Origin of the sequence: Streptococcus sp. 1343, from assembly GCF_013277355.1 — a bacterium.
GTDB classification, from domain to species: domain Bacteria; phylum Bacillota; class Bacilli; order Lactobacillales; family Streptococcaceae; genus Streptococcus; species Streptococcus pseudopneumoniae.
In genome coordinates, this window is record NZ_VMMT01000062.1 from 1 (window position 1) to 14,837 (window position 14,837).

Below are 14,837 nucleotides of genomic sequence, written 5' to 3' on the forward strand. Positions count from 1 at the left end.
GATAAGCCAGTGAATCAATTCCCTGCCTCATATCCGTTTTCCCACAAACAAGGTGAACTTGACCTAAATCGTTTAGTTGAATCATCATAGTACACTACCTTTCCTCCGATAACTATTTTTATTTAGTATACCGGAAGTTGGGGAATTAGGATAGATACGATACCTTGTTATGACGCGCTTACTTTAGAATAGTACGTTATAGATGTTAAAATATTTCTAGAAATTAATTTGACTTTCCTAATCGATTTGTTCACATCTTGTTTTAATCTACTATATATAGGGTACTTGAAAGGCTATCATCGGACAAAATAAGGAAGGCATGATATAATATAAGGTAGATTTCTATGTCATAAAACAAGAAGTGTTTGGACATCATTCATTTGAGAACTCTTTATGTTCAAACGATAGTAAAATAAAATAGGGGATCTAAACCCTTGCTACGAAAGGAAAAAAACTCAATGGCTACTATTCAATGGTTTCCTGGTCACATGTCTAAAGCGCGTCGACAGGTTCAGGAAAATTTAAAATTTGTTGATTTTGTGACGATTTTAGTTGATGCACGCTTACCTCTATCTAGTCAAAATCCTATGTTGACCAAGATTGTTGGTGATAAACCAAAACTCTTGATTTTAAACAAGGCCGACTTGGCTGATCCAGCAATGACCAAGGAATGGCGTCAGTATTTTGAATCACAAGGAATCCAGACGCTAGCTATCAACTCCAAAGAGCAAGTGACTGTAAAAGTTGTAACAGATGCTGCTAAGAAGCTCATGGCTGATAAGATTGCTCGCCAGAAAGAACGTGGGATTCAGATTGAAACCTTGCGTACCATGATTATCGGGATTCCAAACGCTGGTAAATCAACTCTGATGAACCGTTTGGCTGGTAAAAAGATTGCTGTTGTTGGAAACAAGCCAGGGGTCACAAAAGGTCAACAATGGCTTAAAACCAATAAAGATCTGGAAATCTTGGATACACCGGGGATTCTCTGGCCTAAGTTTGAGGATGAAACTGTTGCACTTAAGTTGGCATTGACTGGAGCTATCAAGGATCAGTTGCTTCCTATGGATGAGGTTACCATTTTTGGTATCAATTATTTCAAAGAACATTATCCAGAAAAGCTGGCTGAACGCTTCAAACAAATGAAAATTGAAGAAGAAGCGCCTGTGATTATTATGGATATGACCCGCGCCCTCGGTTTCCGTGATGACTATGACCGTTTTTACAGTCTCTTCGTGAAGGAAGTCCGTGATGGAAAACTCGGTAACTATACCTTAGATACATTGGAAGACCTCGATGGCAACGATTAAAGAAATCAAAGAACTCCTTGTGACAGTCAAGGAGTTAGAAAGCCCTATTTTTTTAGATCTTGAAAAGGATAATCGCTCTGGAGTTCAAAAAGAAATTAGCAAGCGTAAAAAAGCCATTCAGGCTGAATTGGATGAAAATTTGCGTTTGGAATCTATGCTTTCCTATGAAAAGGAAATTTACAAGCAAGGAGTGATCTTGATAGCAGGTGTTGACGAGGTCGGCCGAGGTCCTCTGGCTGGGCCAGTAGTCGCTGCAGCCGTTATTTTACCTCAAAATTGTAAGATTAGAGGCCTCAATGACAGCAAGAAAATTCCTAAAAAGAAACATCTGGAGATTTTCCAAGCAGTTCAAGACCAAGCCTTGTCAATTGGCGTTGGTATCATGGATAATCAGGTCATCGACCAAGTCAATATCTACGGAGCAACTAAACTGGCCATGCAGGAAGCAATCTCCCAGCTCAGTCCTCAACCTGATCACCTCCTGATAGATGCCATGAAACTGGAATTGCCCATTTCACAAACTGCCATCATCAAAGGTGATGCTAATTCCCTCTCTATCGCAGCAGCTTCTATAGTAGCCAAGGTGACCCGTGATGAATTGATGAAGGAATACGATCAGCGGTTTCCTGGCTATGATTTCGCTACTAATGCAGGATATGGAACAGCTAAACACCTAGAAGGACTCGAAAAACTAGGAGTTACCCCAATTCACCGAACCAGCTTTGAACCTGTTAAATCACTGGTTTTAGGTAAAAAAGAAAGTTAATTGAAAGGAAATACCATGGAGGAACAGTCGGAAATAGTCCGTTCTAAGAAAGAATTCGCCTTTGCATCCAGCACTATCCTATCCCAAGTTGGTCGAGGAATCATTGTCGGCCTCGTCGTTGGAATTATCGTCGGATCCTTTCGTTTCTTAATTGAAAAGGGCTTCCACCTGATACAAGGACTTTATCAAGATCAAGGGCACCTAGTGCGCAATCTTTTTGTACTGGTTTTGTTTTATATACTCATCTGTTGGCTCAGTGCTAAATTAACTCGATCAGAAAAAGATATCAAAGGCTCAGGAATTCCGCAAGTCGAAGCCGAACTGAAAGGCCTCATGTCCCTCAACTGGTGGGGCGTTCTTTGGAAAAAATATGTGCTAGGAATGCTTGCTATTGCCAGCGGCCTTATGCTGGGGCGTGAAGGACCAAGTATCCAACTGGGAGCAGTTGGTGGTAAAGGAATTGCCAAGTGGCTCAAATCCAGTCCAGTAGAGGAACGTTCCTTAATTGCCAGTGGAGCTGCAGCAGGTTTAGCCGCAGCCTTTAATGCACCAATAGCAGGCCTCCTCTTTGTAGTAGAAGAAGTTTATCACCATTTTTCGCGCTTTTTCTGGGTTTCTACACTAGCAGCCAGCATCGTAGCAAACTTTGTGTCTCTACTCATGTTCGGTTTGACACCAGTATTGGATATGCCAGATAACATTCCTCTCATGACCCTAGATCAATACTGGATTTATCTTGTGATGGGAATTTTCCTTGGATTTTCCGGTTTTCTCTATGAAAAAGCTGTGCTCGATATCGGTAGACTTTATGATTGGATTGGTCAAAAAATCCATTTGGATAGAGCTTATGATCCAATTCTTGCTTTTATTCTCATCATACCAGTCGGAATTTTTTTACCCCACGTCCTTGGTGGTGGAAATCAGCTTGTTCTTTCCTTAACTGAGCAAGATTTTAGTTTCCAAGTTCTATTAGCTTACTTTTTAATTCGCTTTATCTGGAGCATGATTAGTTATGGAAGTGGTCTTCCAGGAGGCATTTTCCTACCAATTTTGGCGCTTGGTTCCTTACTTGGTGCCCTAGTTGGTGTTATCTGCGTCAATCTTGGACTTGTCAGTCAAGAGCAATTCCCTATATTTGTCATTCTAGGAATGAGTGGCTATTTTGGAGCAATATCAAAAGCTCCCTTAACTGCCATGATCCTCGTAACTGAGATGGTAGGAGATATCCGCAACCTCATGCCACTTGGTCTTGTCACTCTTGTTTCTTATATTATCATGGATTTGCTCAAGGGTACACCAGTCTATGAAGCCATGCTGGAAAAAATGCTTCCAGAAGAAGTATCCAGTGAAGGAGAAGTTACCCTTATCGAAATACCAGTTTCTGATAAAATTGCTGGGAAACAAGTTCATGAACTCAACTTACCACACAACGTCCTCATCACTACCCAAGTCCATAATGGAAAGAGCCAAACAGTTAACGGCTCAACCAGAATGTATCTGGGTAATATGATTCACCTGGTTATTCCAAAAAGTGAAATTGGAAAAGTCAAAGATTTGTTGTTGTAGAGTTTGTTTACATAATATAAATTATGTAAACAGCTGACCTGATTTATTTAGAAAACCGATTCTCAGCAATGAGATCGGTTATTTTTTACTGATGAGGAATTTTACATACAAATAATTGAACTTTGGTAAAATAAGACTATAATTAAGTTAGAAATGATAAAGCATAAAGCTAGAAAGGAGTTTACTGTATCAAATCTGTACAGTAAGATTAAAATCATGAAAAAGAAAACAATAGCAATTATACAATGTATTTTGTATCTCATAGCTCCTTATATAGCTCTTCAGTTGTGTAGTATTAACAGAAGTTTAATGGGTGAGTTCTTTATGATTTTCTTTATTCTGTTGACTATTTCATTCTGGTTTAGTATTTGGAAACTAGAAAAAGCACTAGCTAATGATTCTCAATAGAAACTCCAAAGACTTAGATCTGTTTTACTCAGGTCTAAGTCTTCTTTAAAAAGCTCTATATCATCTTTCCGAAAAACTATAATTTTCTTGAAAAATAAATAAGTCCATGCTATACTACTAATAGACTTATTTATGGAGAAAATACATGAAACGTGAGATTTTACTGGAACGAATCGACAAACTAAAACAAATCATGCCCTGGTATATTCTTGAATACTACCAATCTAAGCTTGCTGTTCCTTACAGTTTTACAACCTTGTACGAATACCTCAAGGAATATGATCGATTTTTCAGCTGGGTTTTGGAGTCTGGTATCTCAAACGCTGATAAAATGTCTAATATTCCTTTATCTGTCTTGGAAAACATGTCAAAGAAAGATATGGAGGCTTTTATCCTTTATCTTCGAGAACGTCCTTTGCTGAATGCCAATACAAGCAAACAAGGTGTTTCTCAGACAACCATCAATCGGACCTTGTCAGCACTTTCTAGTCTTTATAAGTATTTGACTGAGGAGGTTGAAAACGATCAAGGGGAACCTTATTTCTATCGTAATGTAATGAAGAAAGTTTCAACCAAAAAAAAGAAAGAAACACTTGCTGCTAGAGCTGAAAACATCAAGCAAAAACTCTTTTTAGGTGATGAAACAGAAGGTTTTCTAACTTATATTGACCAAGAGTACCCACAACAGCTTTCAAATCGAGCTCTCTCATCATTCAACAAAAATAAAGAACGAGATTTAGCCATTATTGCCCTTCTCTTGGCATCGGGTGTTCGCTTATCTGAAGCTGTTAATCTGGATTTAAGAGATCTCAATCTAAAAATGATGGTTATTGATGTCACTCGAAAAGGTGGCAAACGCGATTCGGTCAATGTTGCTGCCTTTGCTAAGCCTTATTTAGAGAATTATCTGGCCATTCGAAATCAACGCTATAAGACGGAAAAAACAGACACAGCCCTCTTTTTGACACTCTATAGAGGTGTTCCCAATCGTATTGACGCTTCCAGCGTTGAGAAAATGGTTGCTAAATACTCAGAGGACTTCAAAGTCCGTGTAACACCCCATAAACTGCGCCATACCCTAGCAACTAGGCTCTATGATGCTACTAAATCGCAAGTTTTGGTCAGTCACCAGCTAGGACATGCCAGTACACAAGTCACTGACCTCTATACTCATATCGTCAATGATGAACAAAAGAATGCCTTGGATAGTTTATAATTTTACGTAATATAACTTATGTAAAATTTTTATCAAGAAAAGAAGCTGCTAAAAATAAGCAACTTCTTTTCTTGATATCTGATACCAGTAAAGTAGCGTGGAATATCAATTGTTTCTATATTTTTGAAATTCTCATTTGCCTACTACTAATTTAACTATAGCAAAAATAATGCAGATAAGGAAGGATATTTTTGCTTGTAGGAATTTTAAAAATCAAGCTTTTCTGGATTCAAATCTCTTCATAATCGCAGTTAAACGCCAACGGTAGAGAGCCCCGCTCACGATTAAACTAATAATCAAACCAATCCAGTAAGAATAAGCTCCAAAATCTGTTAGAGAGTCGAATACCATAGCTACTGGGAGTGTCACCCCCCAATAACCAACCAAACCAAGGTAAAAAGGAATAACGGTATCCTTATACCCCCGTAAAATTCCCTGAAGAGGTGCTGCAAAGGTATCTGCTAACTGGAAGAAAAGACTGTAAGTCAAAAAACGTGCTGTCAAATCGATAAATTCTGGGTTGTTACCATAAAGACTAGCCACACTTCCCCTAAAAATGTAAAGGAAGGATAAGGTGAAGACCGCAAAAATGAGGGCTGTCCATCTTCCTAGACCAATATAGGTTTTCGCATCATCAAATCGCTTGGCTCCCACTTCATAGGAAACGACAATAGCCATAGCAGATGAGATACTCATAGGAAAGGCGTACATGAGACTTGAAAAGTTCATAGCTGACTGGTGACTAGCGATAATCAAGGACGAGAACTTAGCCATAATCAAGCCAACCACGGAAAAGATAGCCACTTCCGCGAAAACAGTTCCCCCAATAGGAAGACCTAAACGAACTCCTTCCTTGATTTTATCCATATTAAATGGAATTCGTCTTTCAAGGTGTAGGGCTTTGAGCTTCTCCTGTTTAAATAAAACCAGAACAGAAATTCCCAGCAAGACCCAATAAGCCAAGGAAGTACCTAAACCAGCACCAGCCCCTCCCAGCTCTGGAACTCCAAAGGCACCGTAAATCAAGAGATAGTTAAATCCGCTATTGAGAGGGAGTAACAAAAGCATGAGATACATAGACAGTTTGGTCAAGCCCAGCGAATCCAGTAAGGAACGAATGACACTAAAGAGCAACAAGGGGATAATCCCGATAGATAAAAACCAAAGATAGCGAACCGCTACTGCTGCCACTGGTGCTTCTAGTCCGATATGATTCAAGATTGGTGGTGCCAAGAAAAGCACCATCCCCAGCAAGATCACAGATAGACCCAAGGCCAGATAGATGAACTGGTAAAAATCTGACGCAACTTCTTCCTTTTTGCCTCGACCAAGATGATGACCAATGATGGGCACCAAGGCCGACACAATTCCTGTTAGAAAGGTAAAGAAAGGATTCCAGATACTGGTTGCCATAGACACACCAGCCAAGTCCATAGTATTGTATTGACCTGTCATTGCAGTGTCAACAAAAGAGGCAGAATAATTGGCAAATTGGTAGATCAGGATTGGGAAAAATATCTTTAAAAATAATACTAACTTCTCTCGTAAACACTTTGTCTTATACATACTTCTCTTTCTATTCTGATTTATCTAAACCAAAGAGTTTCAGACCATAGTTTTTCAAACTTAGCGGAGGATTATTAGATTTTGAAGTAGTATGCCAACACGCACATGTACGACAATAATAGCTTCTAACTAAACCTCCATTATCATATTGAACCGCATGGTCAGCTTTTTCTTTAGTTTCATATTGAATTTTAGAACGATTAGATGCGGGACAGTAAATTCCGCTATTAGATTTTGCTTTTCTCTCCCTACGTTTTCGAAAATAATTCATATTCCAACTCCTATCAAGCTTGATAAACGATTTGTCCCTTACAGATGGTATATTTAACCTGCCCTTTTAAGGTTTCACCGATAAAGGGTGAATTAGTCGCTTTGGAAGCAAAATGGGAGTCCACAAGACGGTCATCCTTAGCATCAAAAATAGTGATGTCCGCTGGACCATTCTCAGCCAAGTAACCTGCTTCAAAGTTATAAAGTTTGGCTGGGTTGTAGGTCATCTTTTCAAGCAATTCCATCAAGGTCAATTCCCCAGCTTCTACCAAATAAGTTAAACCGAGGGAAAGAGATGTTTCCAAACCAGTCATACCAGATGGCGCTTTGGTAATATCCTCAATGTTTTTCTCATCTGCATGATGAGGCGCATGGTCAGTTGCGATAACTGTGATGACGCCTGATTTGAGGCCTTCGATAACGGCACGACGGTCTGATTCCAAACGAAGTGGAGGATTCATCTTAGCATTGCTACCTTGTGTCAAAAGGAGCGATTCAGTCTTAGAAAAATGCTGTGGCGCTACTTCTGCTGTGACTTGCGCACCCAAACCTTGAGCAAACTCCACTACTTTAACACTTTCTTCCTTAGACAAATGCTGGATGTGAACATGGGCCTTAGTTGCATAGGCAATCATGACATCACGCGCCATCATAGCATACTCAGCCACCCCAGTCGCACCGCAGATATGGAAATGTTCTTTAGCGATATTTTCATTAAAGCCAAGAATCCCATTCAAACCTGGATCTTCCTCATGAAGACTAATAAAGGTATTAAGCTTTTTAGCTTCTTCCATAGCTTCCTTGACAACTTTACTGCTTTCAAGCGGAATACCGTCGTCTGAGAAACCAACCGCACCAGCTGCTAAAAGTGCCTGAAAGTCTGTCAAATCTTGGCCATTAAAGTTTTTAGTAATGGTCGCAACCGTCTTAACATTAATCTTTTCTTTGGTAGCTGAATCCAGAACTTCTTTTAAAGTCTCTACATCCGAGATAGTTGGACTGGTATTAGCCATCATAACAACCGTTGTAAAACCACCTGCAGCGGCTGCTAGGGCACCAGTATGAATGTCTTCTTTATGAGTTTGACCAGGTTCACGGAAATGAACGTGAATGTCAACCAAGCCAGGAGCAACTACTAGACCACTAGCATCAATCGTTTCTGCTCCTTCTTCCGTGATCTCAGACGCAATTTTGACAATTTTCCCATCTTGAACTAAAACATCACACACTTGATCCAAACTAGACTTGGGATCCATTACACGACCATTTTTGATTAGTAGCATATGCTTTCTCCTTTATTCATAGAAATCAACTTGGGTATCCAACAATTTATCCCCATCATAAACAAACTTGGCTGAAAAGAAGGGTTTATCCTCTAAAAGCCACTTAACAAAGATATGGTCACCTTCCCAAGTTGGCTTACTCAAAACCTCATCATAGGGAACCCATTCTAGCGTTCCCTCGTTGCAGTCAATCAAGTCACCCTCAAACTCTGTCACCTTAAAAACATAGGTGTACCAGTCTAAATCTGGTGTAAATTCAGGAAAAGTGATAACACCTTTTAGAACTGGCTTGGCTTTGAGTCCTGTTTCTTCAAGGATTTCACGCGCCGCGCATTCCTGAGGAGTCTCACCACGCTCTAGCTTGCCACCCACACCAATCCATTTCCCTTCATGGACATCATTGGGTTTCTTATTACGGTGGAGCATGAGCAGTTCTTTCCCGTTATCAATGTAGCAAATCGTCGCTAACTGAGGCATATTTTCTCCTTATCTAAGCCAATCGATTGGCTCTTGTCCAGTCTCTTTTAAAAATGCATTGGCCTTGGAAAAAGGGTTGGAACCCCAAAATCCTCTATAAACTGACAAAGGACTGGGATGGGCTGATTCAATAATCAAGTGGTTAGGATTGGTAACCAAGGTCTTCTTCTTGCGTGCATAAGCTCCCCAGAGTACAAAAACAACTGGTCTATCTAAATGATTAACCACCTGAATCACAGCATCCGTAAAAGGCTCCCATATCTGCCCAGCATGACCATTGGCCTGCCCAGCAGGAACCGTCAAGCAAGCATTGAGAAGCAAGACTCCTTGCTCAGCCCAAGACGTTAAATCATGAGATTTCTTAACTCCGATGTCATCTGCTAATTCTTTCAAGATATTTTGCAAGGATGGCGGAGCTGGGATAGAGTCAGGTACGGAAAAACTCAAGCCCTGCGCTTGACCATGCCCGTGATAGGGGTCTTGCCCTAGAATCACCACCTTAACCTCTTCAAGCGGTGTTGTCAATAGAGCCTGAAAAACCTTTTCTTTGGGCGGATAAATAGTCCCCTGAGAATAGACCTGCTCCATAAACTGATTGATTTTCCCAAAATAACCCTCAGGTAATTGCGCCTTAATCAAAGCATGCCAAGACGAGTGTTCCATAGCCAACTCCTTCGTTTTTACTGCCTCCATTATAGCAAAAAGTGGCTTTCTAAACCACTTTTTACAGTTTATCTAAACAATCCAGCAAGTCTCGGTAAGAATGGACTTCGTAGGTTGGCTGGGCTTGTGTGGGATTTTCGAGTTGATGAGGATTGTACCAAATCGTGTCAATCCCAGCATTATTGCCACCTTGAATGTCGGCGGTTAGGGAATCTCCAATCATCAGCGTCTTTTCTTTGCTAAATCCAGCAATCTGTTGGCCAATCTTTTCATAAAAGAGAGCATCAGGCTTTTGTGTTTGCAATTGTTCAGAGATAAAGACTTGATTAAAATAAGGTGCCAGACCAGATTGAGCCAAACGTCCCGTCTGAATAGCAGTAATCCCATTTGTCGCAGCATATAAGTCATAATCACGCTCGATGAGACTATCTAAAAGTTCATGAGCACCTGAAAAAGCTTGCCCTTGCTGGGATAGGTAAAACTGGTAACGCTGGGCTAGAAAACTACCGTCTTTTCCCTGTCCAAAATGAGCAAATAAACGAGAAAAGCGCGTGTTAACCAGCTCTGGTTTACTGATTTTCTTTTGCTCTAAGTCCTTCCAGAGAGCCTTGTTCATAGGGACATAATAGTCTTTATAAGCCTGAATATCTGCAACCCCTTCTTCTTTTAGAAGTTGTGTCAAAGCCACATCCTCAGCAGCATCAAAATCAAGTAAGGTGTGGTCGAGGTCGAAGAGTAGAAATTTGTAGGACAATTTGGTGTTTTCCTTTCTAAGATAAACAACTTTCACTTCAGCCAGCTGTTTAATGTAAAAACTTAAAAGTGGTATAGTATCACAAAGAATAATCGTTCCAATTGATTAACTAATTCATACTATTCTAGTCAAGTTTATTTTTATTATAGAGAAATCTTCTATAAATTCGAGCAATAGTTAAAATACATACAAATATGACTCCCAAAATAGATAATACTATCTTCACAAAACTCATTTCCAAACCTATGACATATATATAAAAAAGAGGGGCTAATCCTACACATAGAGACAATAGATAACTACTAAATCTTATCTCTCCGATACCAGCAAAAAAATGTTTCATTTAAAATATCCCAATTTTACCTTTCATCTTTATAATCCACTAACAAATCTATTGACTTCTCATTTTTTTGAAAAATCTTGACAACAAATTTACTCCACTTAATGCTACTAAGACTTCAATGGGCAAAAAATAGTAATTCCATATCAAATGAGAAATCAGCAATGTTAGAAATAGTATACAGTCAATATAACCATTCTGAAAATACTCTGTAATTACATAATACAGAAACACCACAACCATCAAAATTAAAACAACCATCATAATGCTATCATCCTGTTCTTAATTTATTGTCACTTTTTCCATCCCATTCATCAATAGCATTAAAAATCCAATCAATAAATGATTACCTACTCACTAATTCTATTTCCAAAATTTAATTTTTTGGGGGATTTAGTAACGCAATTCCAATTAGCAATACACCTAATATAAATAAAAGTATTTCCCAAAATTTATTCTCAGTTTTAATAAAAGGTATAAGATACATGCTGACTAATATGGAACTTGCTCCTAAAAGAGCAAAGACCACTCTGACTCTATCACTTAGTTTAAACATATTTAATTCCCCATAAAATAAGCAGTGGCTATGTTTACTGTAACATTCCCCCGTCTTTATGTAGGGATAATCCCCCATCAAGACACCTCATCTCTTCTTACTCAATAGCAGCATAATTATTTGGTAATACGAGTTTCATAAGATTTCTCCTCTTTAACGTTGCATGGTTAGGATAGTTCTCTAATCAGTAATCGTTGACTGCGTTTAAAGCACTTTGTTACCTAGATAAAATACCCTTTCTCTACCTGATTTGATTTTAAAGAGAACTAAGATTTAACCATATCTATCTCACTTCTTATTTTTAAATAACTCATACTCTTTTTCTCTGATAAAGGGAAGTGAGAAATTAGAAAAAATTAGTAGAATTGAAAACAGATATTCGTCTTTTTGTATCACTAAAACATAACCTAAAAATATATAGACTATCAAATCTAATACAAACAGAGAAAATATCCTCCTTTTCATCATCTCACTTGAATTAAAGATTCTGTTTAATAGAAATTTTATCGTAGTATCTACACAAATTTTTATCAAAAAGATAAGAATCAATACACAATTATCAACTGTACTATGAAGAATAAATGGAAATATAGTTAATATAAAACTAGAAATCTCTAAATATTTTATCCAAGGAGATTGAGACATCTTACTTTTAAACTGACTGATTTTCCTATATTCACTAGCTAATCTAGTATCAAAATCTTTACCAATTATATTAAAGATTAAGAACTCCAGGATAAAAATACTGATTAATACAATATAAGTAAAAACCTTTCCTGGGAAATATTTATTGATTAAAATCGGGAAACTCATTAACAGAATCGAATTTATGGCTAGACAGATAGATACTATTTTATTTTTCACTGAATATATAGGGAGCGATACTATCGAATAGAGAAACGCTAAAAAAATAAGCAAGAAATACTCTGTGCTGCTCATTAGCGGCGCCCTTAATGATAAAAATAGATAGGCACCCCACACGATGATATGCGCTTTACGAATTGACTCTAAACTACTCATCTACCTACTCCTAAATCTATTTTTAGTTCACATTCTCTTTCCAACAAGTCATAAACGTTTCATGATATTTCTTTCTTCTACATTAGATAAAGTCGAAATACATTGTTAACAAATGAAAATATAATGATAAGGCTTTCTTTTACTTTAGACTACCATAAAACAAGGAATCTTTCAACAAAATTCATTGGCAAACTACTATTCTATACAATTGACAGCTCAAATCGTTCAGAATAGAACAATCCTAACTATCGAATACCCTAACTTCATAAATATCCATGTGATTCTAGGTCTAGAATTCCTATAAACTAAATGTTTTCGTACTCTTCTAAGTAATTGATTGCCTTAAACTTTAATTTTTGAAGGATTCTAAAGCTAGAATAGTCTCATCACAATCAGTTTTGAATGATTCACAATTTAGAAACACTATAGCTTTACTCTTGTTAAAATAAAAAGGAACTGCCCAAAGCAATCCCTTTTTATTTACTTAAAATTTGATAGTTGAGATAATCAATAGCCCACCTATAAAAAGTGTTATAGTAAAATTCCTTATTTATTGATTTCAAGCTCCGACAACTGTGTTTGAATAACTGACAGTTCTGCACCAGCCTGAAGAAGAGCAGCTGCAGTATAAGCACCTTCTACAATTGGAACCCTATTGATGATGATACTTTTATCACTGAAATCAGCCACCATTTCTAAGTTCATTTTAGCAGAACCCAGGTCAAAAAAGGCTAATAAGGTATCTGCTGGATTTTCGGAAACAACCCTATCTACTTGATCAAAACTTGTTCCAATTCCTCCATCTTCGGTTCCTCCTACATAAGTAATTGGAACATCTTTAGCTACTTCACTAATCAGTTCAACGACACCTTCTGCAATGTTTTTGGAATGTGAAACGATAACAAGACCAATACTTCCCATTAAACCACCCCAGTTTTTAAAAGAGCAGTAAAGAGTAATCCTGATGAGAATGATCCAGGATCAATATGTCCAAGAGAACGTTCTCCTACATAAGACGCCCTTCCTTTAGTTGCAAGTAAATCTTTGGTAGCATTCACTACCTTATCAATAACCTCTTGAGTCAATTGACCAGCAGACAAAGCAGCAATAACAGGAGTCCAAACATCAACCATTGTCTTTTCTCCAATTTCTGCTTTCCCACGTTTGATAATCATATCCAAACCACTTTGTAAGATTTCTTCTAATTTCGAATTTGAATCAGCCTTGGCCATGCCCATAAAAGCAGAGCCATACAAGGGACCAGAAGCACCGCCTACCTTACTCAGTAATTGCATTGAGACAAGTTTAAACACATCACTGCTTGTTTCAAATTGCTTTCCTTCTAAGTTTTCCATAACTGCAGCCATTCCACGCGCCATATTTCCACCGTGGTCTCCATCTCCTATAGGAGTGTCTAGCTCACTAAGGTAATCTTTCTGTTCTTGAATCTTTTCATTAAAAAGCTTCATCCATTCAAGAGCTTGTTCAGCATTCATGCGACATTTCCTCCTTGAGTTTTACCAAGCTGGGGTAGTAACAGGTGCATATAGAGCTTCCAACCACTCATCATCTGCCAATCGAATCAATGTTAATGATAATCCAGCCATATCAATTGATGTCATATAGTTTCCAATTTTCTTAAACGCCAACTCAACACCTTTTTCATGGAGTAATTTAGCCACATCATTTGCAAATACGTATTGTTCCATAAGAGGAGTGCTTCCTAAACCATTGATGAGAAGGCCATAGCGTTCACCAGCTTTAAGTTGGAAACCTTCAGATAATTTTTCAACCAATTCTGAGGCCAATTGTGCTGAAGGTTGCATTTTCTCTTTTTTATATCCTGGTTCACCGTGGATACCAACTCCATATTCAAATTCATCATCTTCTAGAACAAAACCTGGTTTCCCAACTTCAGGAACGGTTGCTCCAGACAGAGCCAGCCCAATTGTTTTAATTTCTAACACAAGTTTATCGGCCAAGTCTTTCATTTCAGATAATGATTTACCGGAACGAGCCGCAGCACCCAAAATTTTATGGACTAAAATAGTACCTGCAACACCTCGACGCCCTTGGGTATAGAGACTATTTTCAACAGCAATATCATCATCGACTACAACGCTTGCTACATCAATACCTTCCATTTCAGCAAGTTCTTGTGCAATTTCAAAGTTCATGATGTCCCCAGAATAGTTCTTGATGACCATAAAGACCCCAGCACCTTCATCAGCCGACTTAATGGCTTCTAAAATTTGGTCCGGAGTAGGTGAAGTGAAGACTGCTCCACAAATGGCAGCAGACAACATCCCATCTCCTACAAATCCAGCATGACTTGGTTCATGTCCTGAACCTCCACCTGAAATGAGTCCAACTTTTCCTGTCTTTTCTGCCTTTCTAACGATGACATCAAAACCATCTAAGCGTTCTACCAAGTCATCATGCATGAATGACAATCCCTGCAACATTTCATCAACAACTTGTGTCGGTTCATTTATAATTTTTTTCATGAGAAACTCCTTTCGGCATCTACCTTTGTTTTCGCTTTCATTATATATTTTTTATCGCTGGATGATAAGGGACAGATTCTATTATTTGTCCCCTTTTAAACCCGTTTAAAACATTTTTTTGGTAAAATGAAGGAA

General features: G+C 38.3%; 17 protein-coding genes. 4 read left to right on the forward strand and 13 right to left on the reverse strand.

Annotated features, from left to right (window positions below; all coding sequences use genetic code 11):
- Positions 1–458 precede the first annotated feature (458 nt).
- From ylqF to xerS, 4 genes are all read left to right on the forward strand, one after another.
- Positions 459–1,310: a ribosome biogenesis GTPase YlqF gene (ylqF, locus tag HT709_RS09095; protein ID WP_000201315.1), complete on the forward strand. Its 852-nt coding sequence runs from the start codon at positions 459–461 to the stop codon at positions 1,308–1,310.
- The gene (locus HT709_RS09100; RefSeq protein ID WP_138699967.1) at positions 1,297–2,076 is read left to right on the forward strand and encodes a ribonuclease HII; all 780 of its coding nucleotides are present in this window, start codon (positions 1,297–1,299) and stop codon (positions 2,074–2,076) included. Before ylqF ends, HT709_RS09100 begins: the two co-directional genes overlap by 14 nt.
- Before the next feature lie 15 nt (positions 2,077–2,091).
- The gene (locus tag HT709_RS09105; protein WP_172925698.1) at positions 2,092–3,642 is read left to right on the forward strand and encodes a ClC family H(+)/Cl(-) exchange transporter; all 1,551 of its coding nucleotides are present in this window, start codon (positions 2,092–2,094) and stop codon (positions 3,640–3,642) included.
- Positions 3,643–4,195: 553 nt separating this feature from the next.
- The gene (gene xerS, locus HT709_RS09110) at positions 4,196–5,266 is read left to right on the forward strand and encodes a tyrosine recombinase XerS (protein WP_000817848.1); all 1,071 of its coding nucleotides are present in this window, start codon (positions 4,196–4,198) and stop codon (positions 5,264–5,266) included.
- Positions 5,267–5,479: 213 nt separating this feature from the next.
- On the opposite strand, the gene pdrM is transcribed toward xerS, so the two are convergent.
- From pdrM to dhaK, 13 genes are all read right to left on the reverse strand, one after another.
- Positions 5,480–6,832: a sodium-coupled multidrug efflux MATE transporter PdrM gene (pdrM, locus tag HT709_RS09115; protein ID WP_172925699.1), complete on the reverse strand. Its 1,353-nt coding sequence runs from the start codon at positions 6,830–6,832 to the stop codon at positions 5,480–5,482.
- A 10-nt stretch (positions 6,833–6,842) separates the two neighbouring features.
- On the reverse strand, positions 6,843–7,103 hold the full coding sequence (locus tag HT709_RS09120) for a hypothetical protein (RefSeq protein ID WP_001105920.1): 261 nt from the start codon (positions 7,101–7,103) through the stop codon (positions 6,843–6,845).
- 13 nt (positions 7,104–7,116) lie between these two features.
- Complete coding sequence (locus tag HT709_RS09125) at positions 7,117–8,385, reverse strand: dihydroorotase (RefSeq protein ID WP_172925700.1); 1,269 nt, start codon at positions 8,383–8,385, stop codon at positions 7,117–7,119.
- A gap of 12 nt (positions 8,386–8,397) precedes the next feature.
- Positions 8,398–8,862 carry an 8-oxo-dGTP diphosphatase gene (locus HT709_RS09130; RefSeq protein WP_023936889.1) on the reverse strand — a complete coding sequence of 155 codons (465 nt, stop codon included), beginning with the start codon at positions 8,860–8,862 and terminating at the stop codon, positions 8,398–8,400.
- A gap of 9 nt (positions 8,863–8,871) precedes the next feature.
- A complete protein-coding gene (locus tag HT709_RS09135) occupies positions 8,872–9,525 on the reverse strand; it encodes a uracil-DNA glycosylase (protein WP_054393036.1) in 654 nt (217 codons plus the stop codon).
- A gap of 61 nt (positions 9,526–9,586) precedes the next feature.
- Complete coding sequence (locus HT709_RS09140) at positions 9,587–10,279, reverse strand: YjjG family noncanonical pyrimidine nucleotidase (protein ID WP_054393037.1); 693 nt, start codon at positions 10,277–10,279, stop codon at positions 9,587–9,589.
- A 124-nt stretch (positions 10,280–10,403) separates the two neighbouring features.
- A complete protein-coding gene (locus HT709_RS11940; protein WP_078374344.1) occupies positions 10,404–10,622 on the reverse strand; it encodes a hypothetical protein in 219 nt (72 codons plus the stop codon).
- 48 nt (positions 10,623–10,670) lie between these two features.
- Positions 10,671–10,883: a hypothetical protein gene (locus tag HT709_RS11945; RefSeq protein WP_054393038.1), complete on the reverse strand. Its 213-nt coding sequence runs from the start codon at positions 10,881–10,883 to the stop codon at positions 10,671–10,673.
- Positions 10,884–10,995: 112 nt separating this feature from the next.
- Positions 10,996–11,175 carry a hypothetical protein gene (locus HT709_RS12240; protein WP_050208323.1) on the reverse strand — a complete coding sequence of 60 codons (180 nt, stop codon included), beginning with the start codon at positions 11,173–11,175 and terminating at the stop codon, positions 10,996–10,998.
- Between the two features lie 288 nt (positions 11,176–11,463).
- A complete protein-coding gene (locus tag HT709_RS09145; protein WP_050208299.1) occupies positions 11,464–12,195 on the reverse strand; it encodes a hypothetical protein in 732 nt (243 codons plus the stop codon).
- A gap of 546 nt (positions 12,196–12,741) precedes the next feature.
- Complete coding sequence (gene dhaM, locus HT709_RS09150; RefSeq protein WP_050236558.1) at positions 12,742–13,116, reverse strand: dihydroxyacetone kinase phosphoryl donor subunit DhaM; 375 nt, start codon at positions 13,114–13,116, stop codon at positions 12,742–12,744.
- Complete coding sequence (gene dhaL, locus HT709_RS09155; protein ID WP_172925701.1) at positions 13,116–13,691, reverse strand: dihydroxyacetone kinase subunit DhaL; 576 nt, start codon at positions 13,689–13,691, stop codon at positions 13,116–13,118. Before dhaL ends, dhaM begins: the two co-directional genes overlap by 1 nt.
- A 21-nt stretch (positions 13,692–13,712) precedes the next feature.
- Positions 13,713–14,702 carry a dihydroxyacetone kinase subunit DhaK gene (gene dhaK / locus HT709_RS09160; protein WP_138704329.1) on the reverse strand — a complete coding sequence of 330 codons (990 nt, stop codon included), beginning with the start codon at positions 14,700–14,702 and terminating at the stop codon, positions 13,713–13,715.
- Positions 14,703–14,837 lie beyond the last annotated feature (135 nt).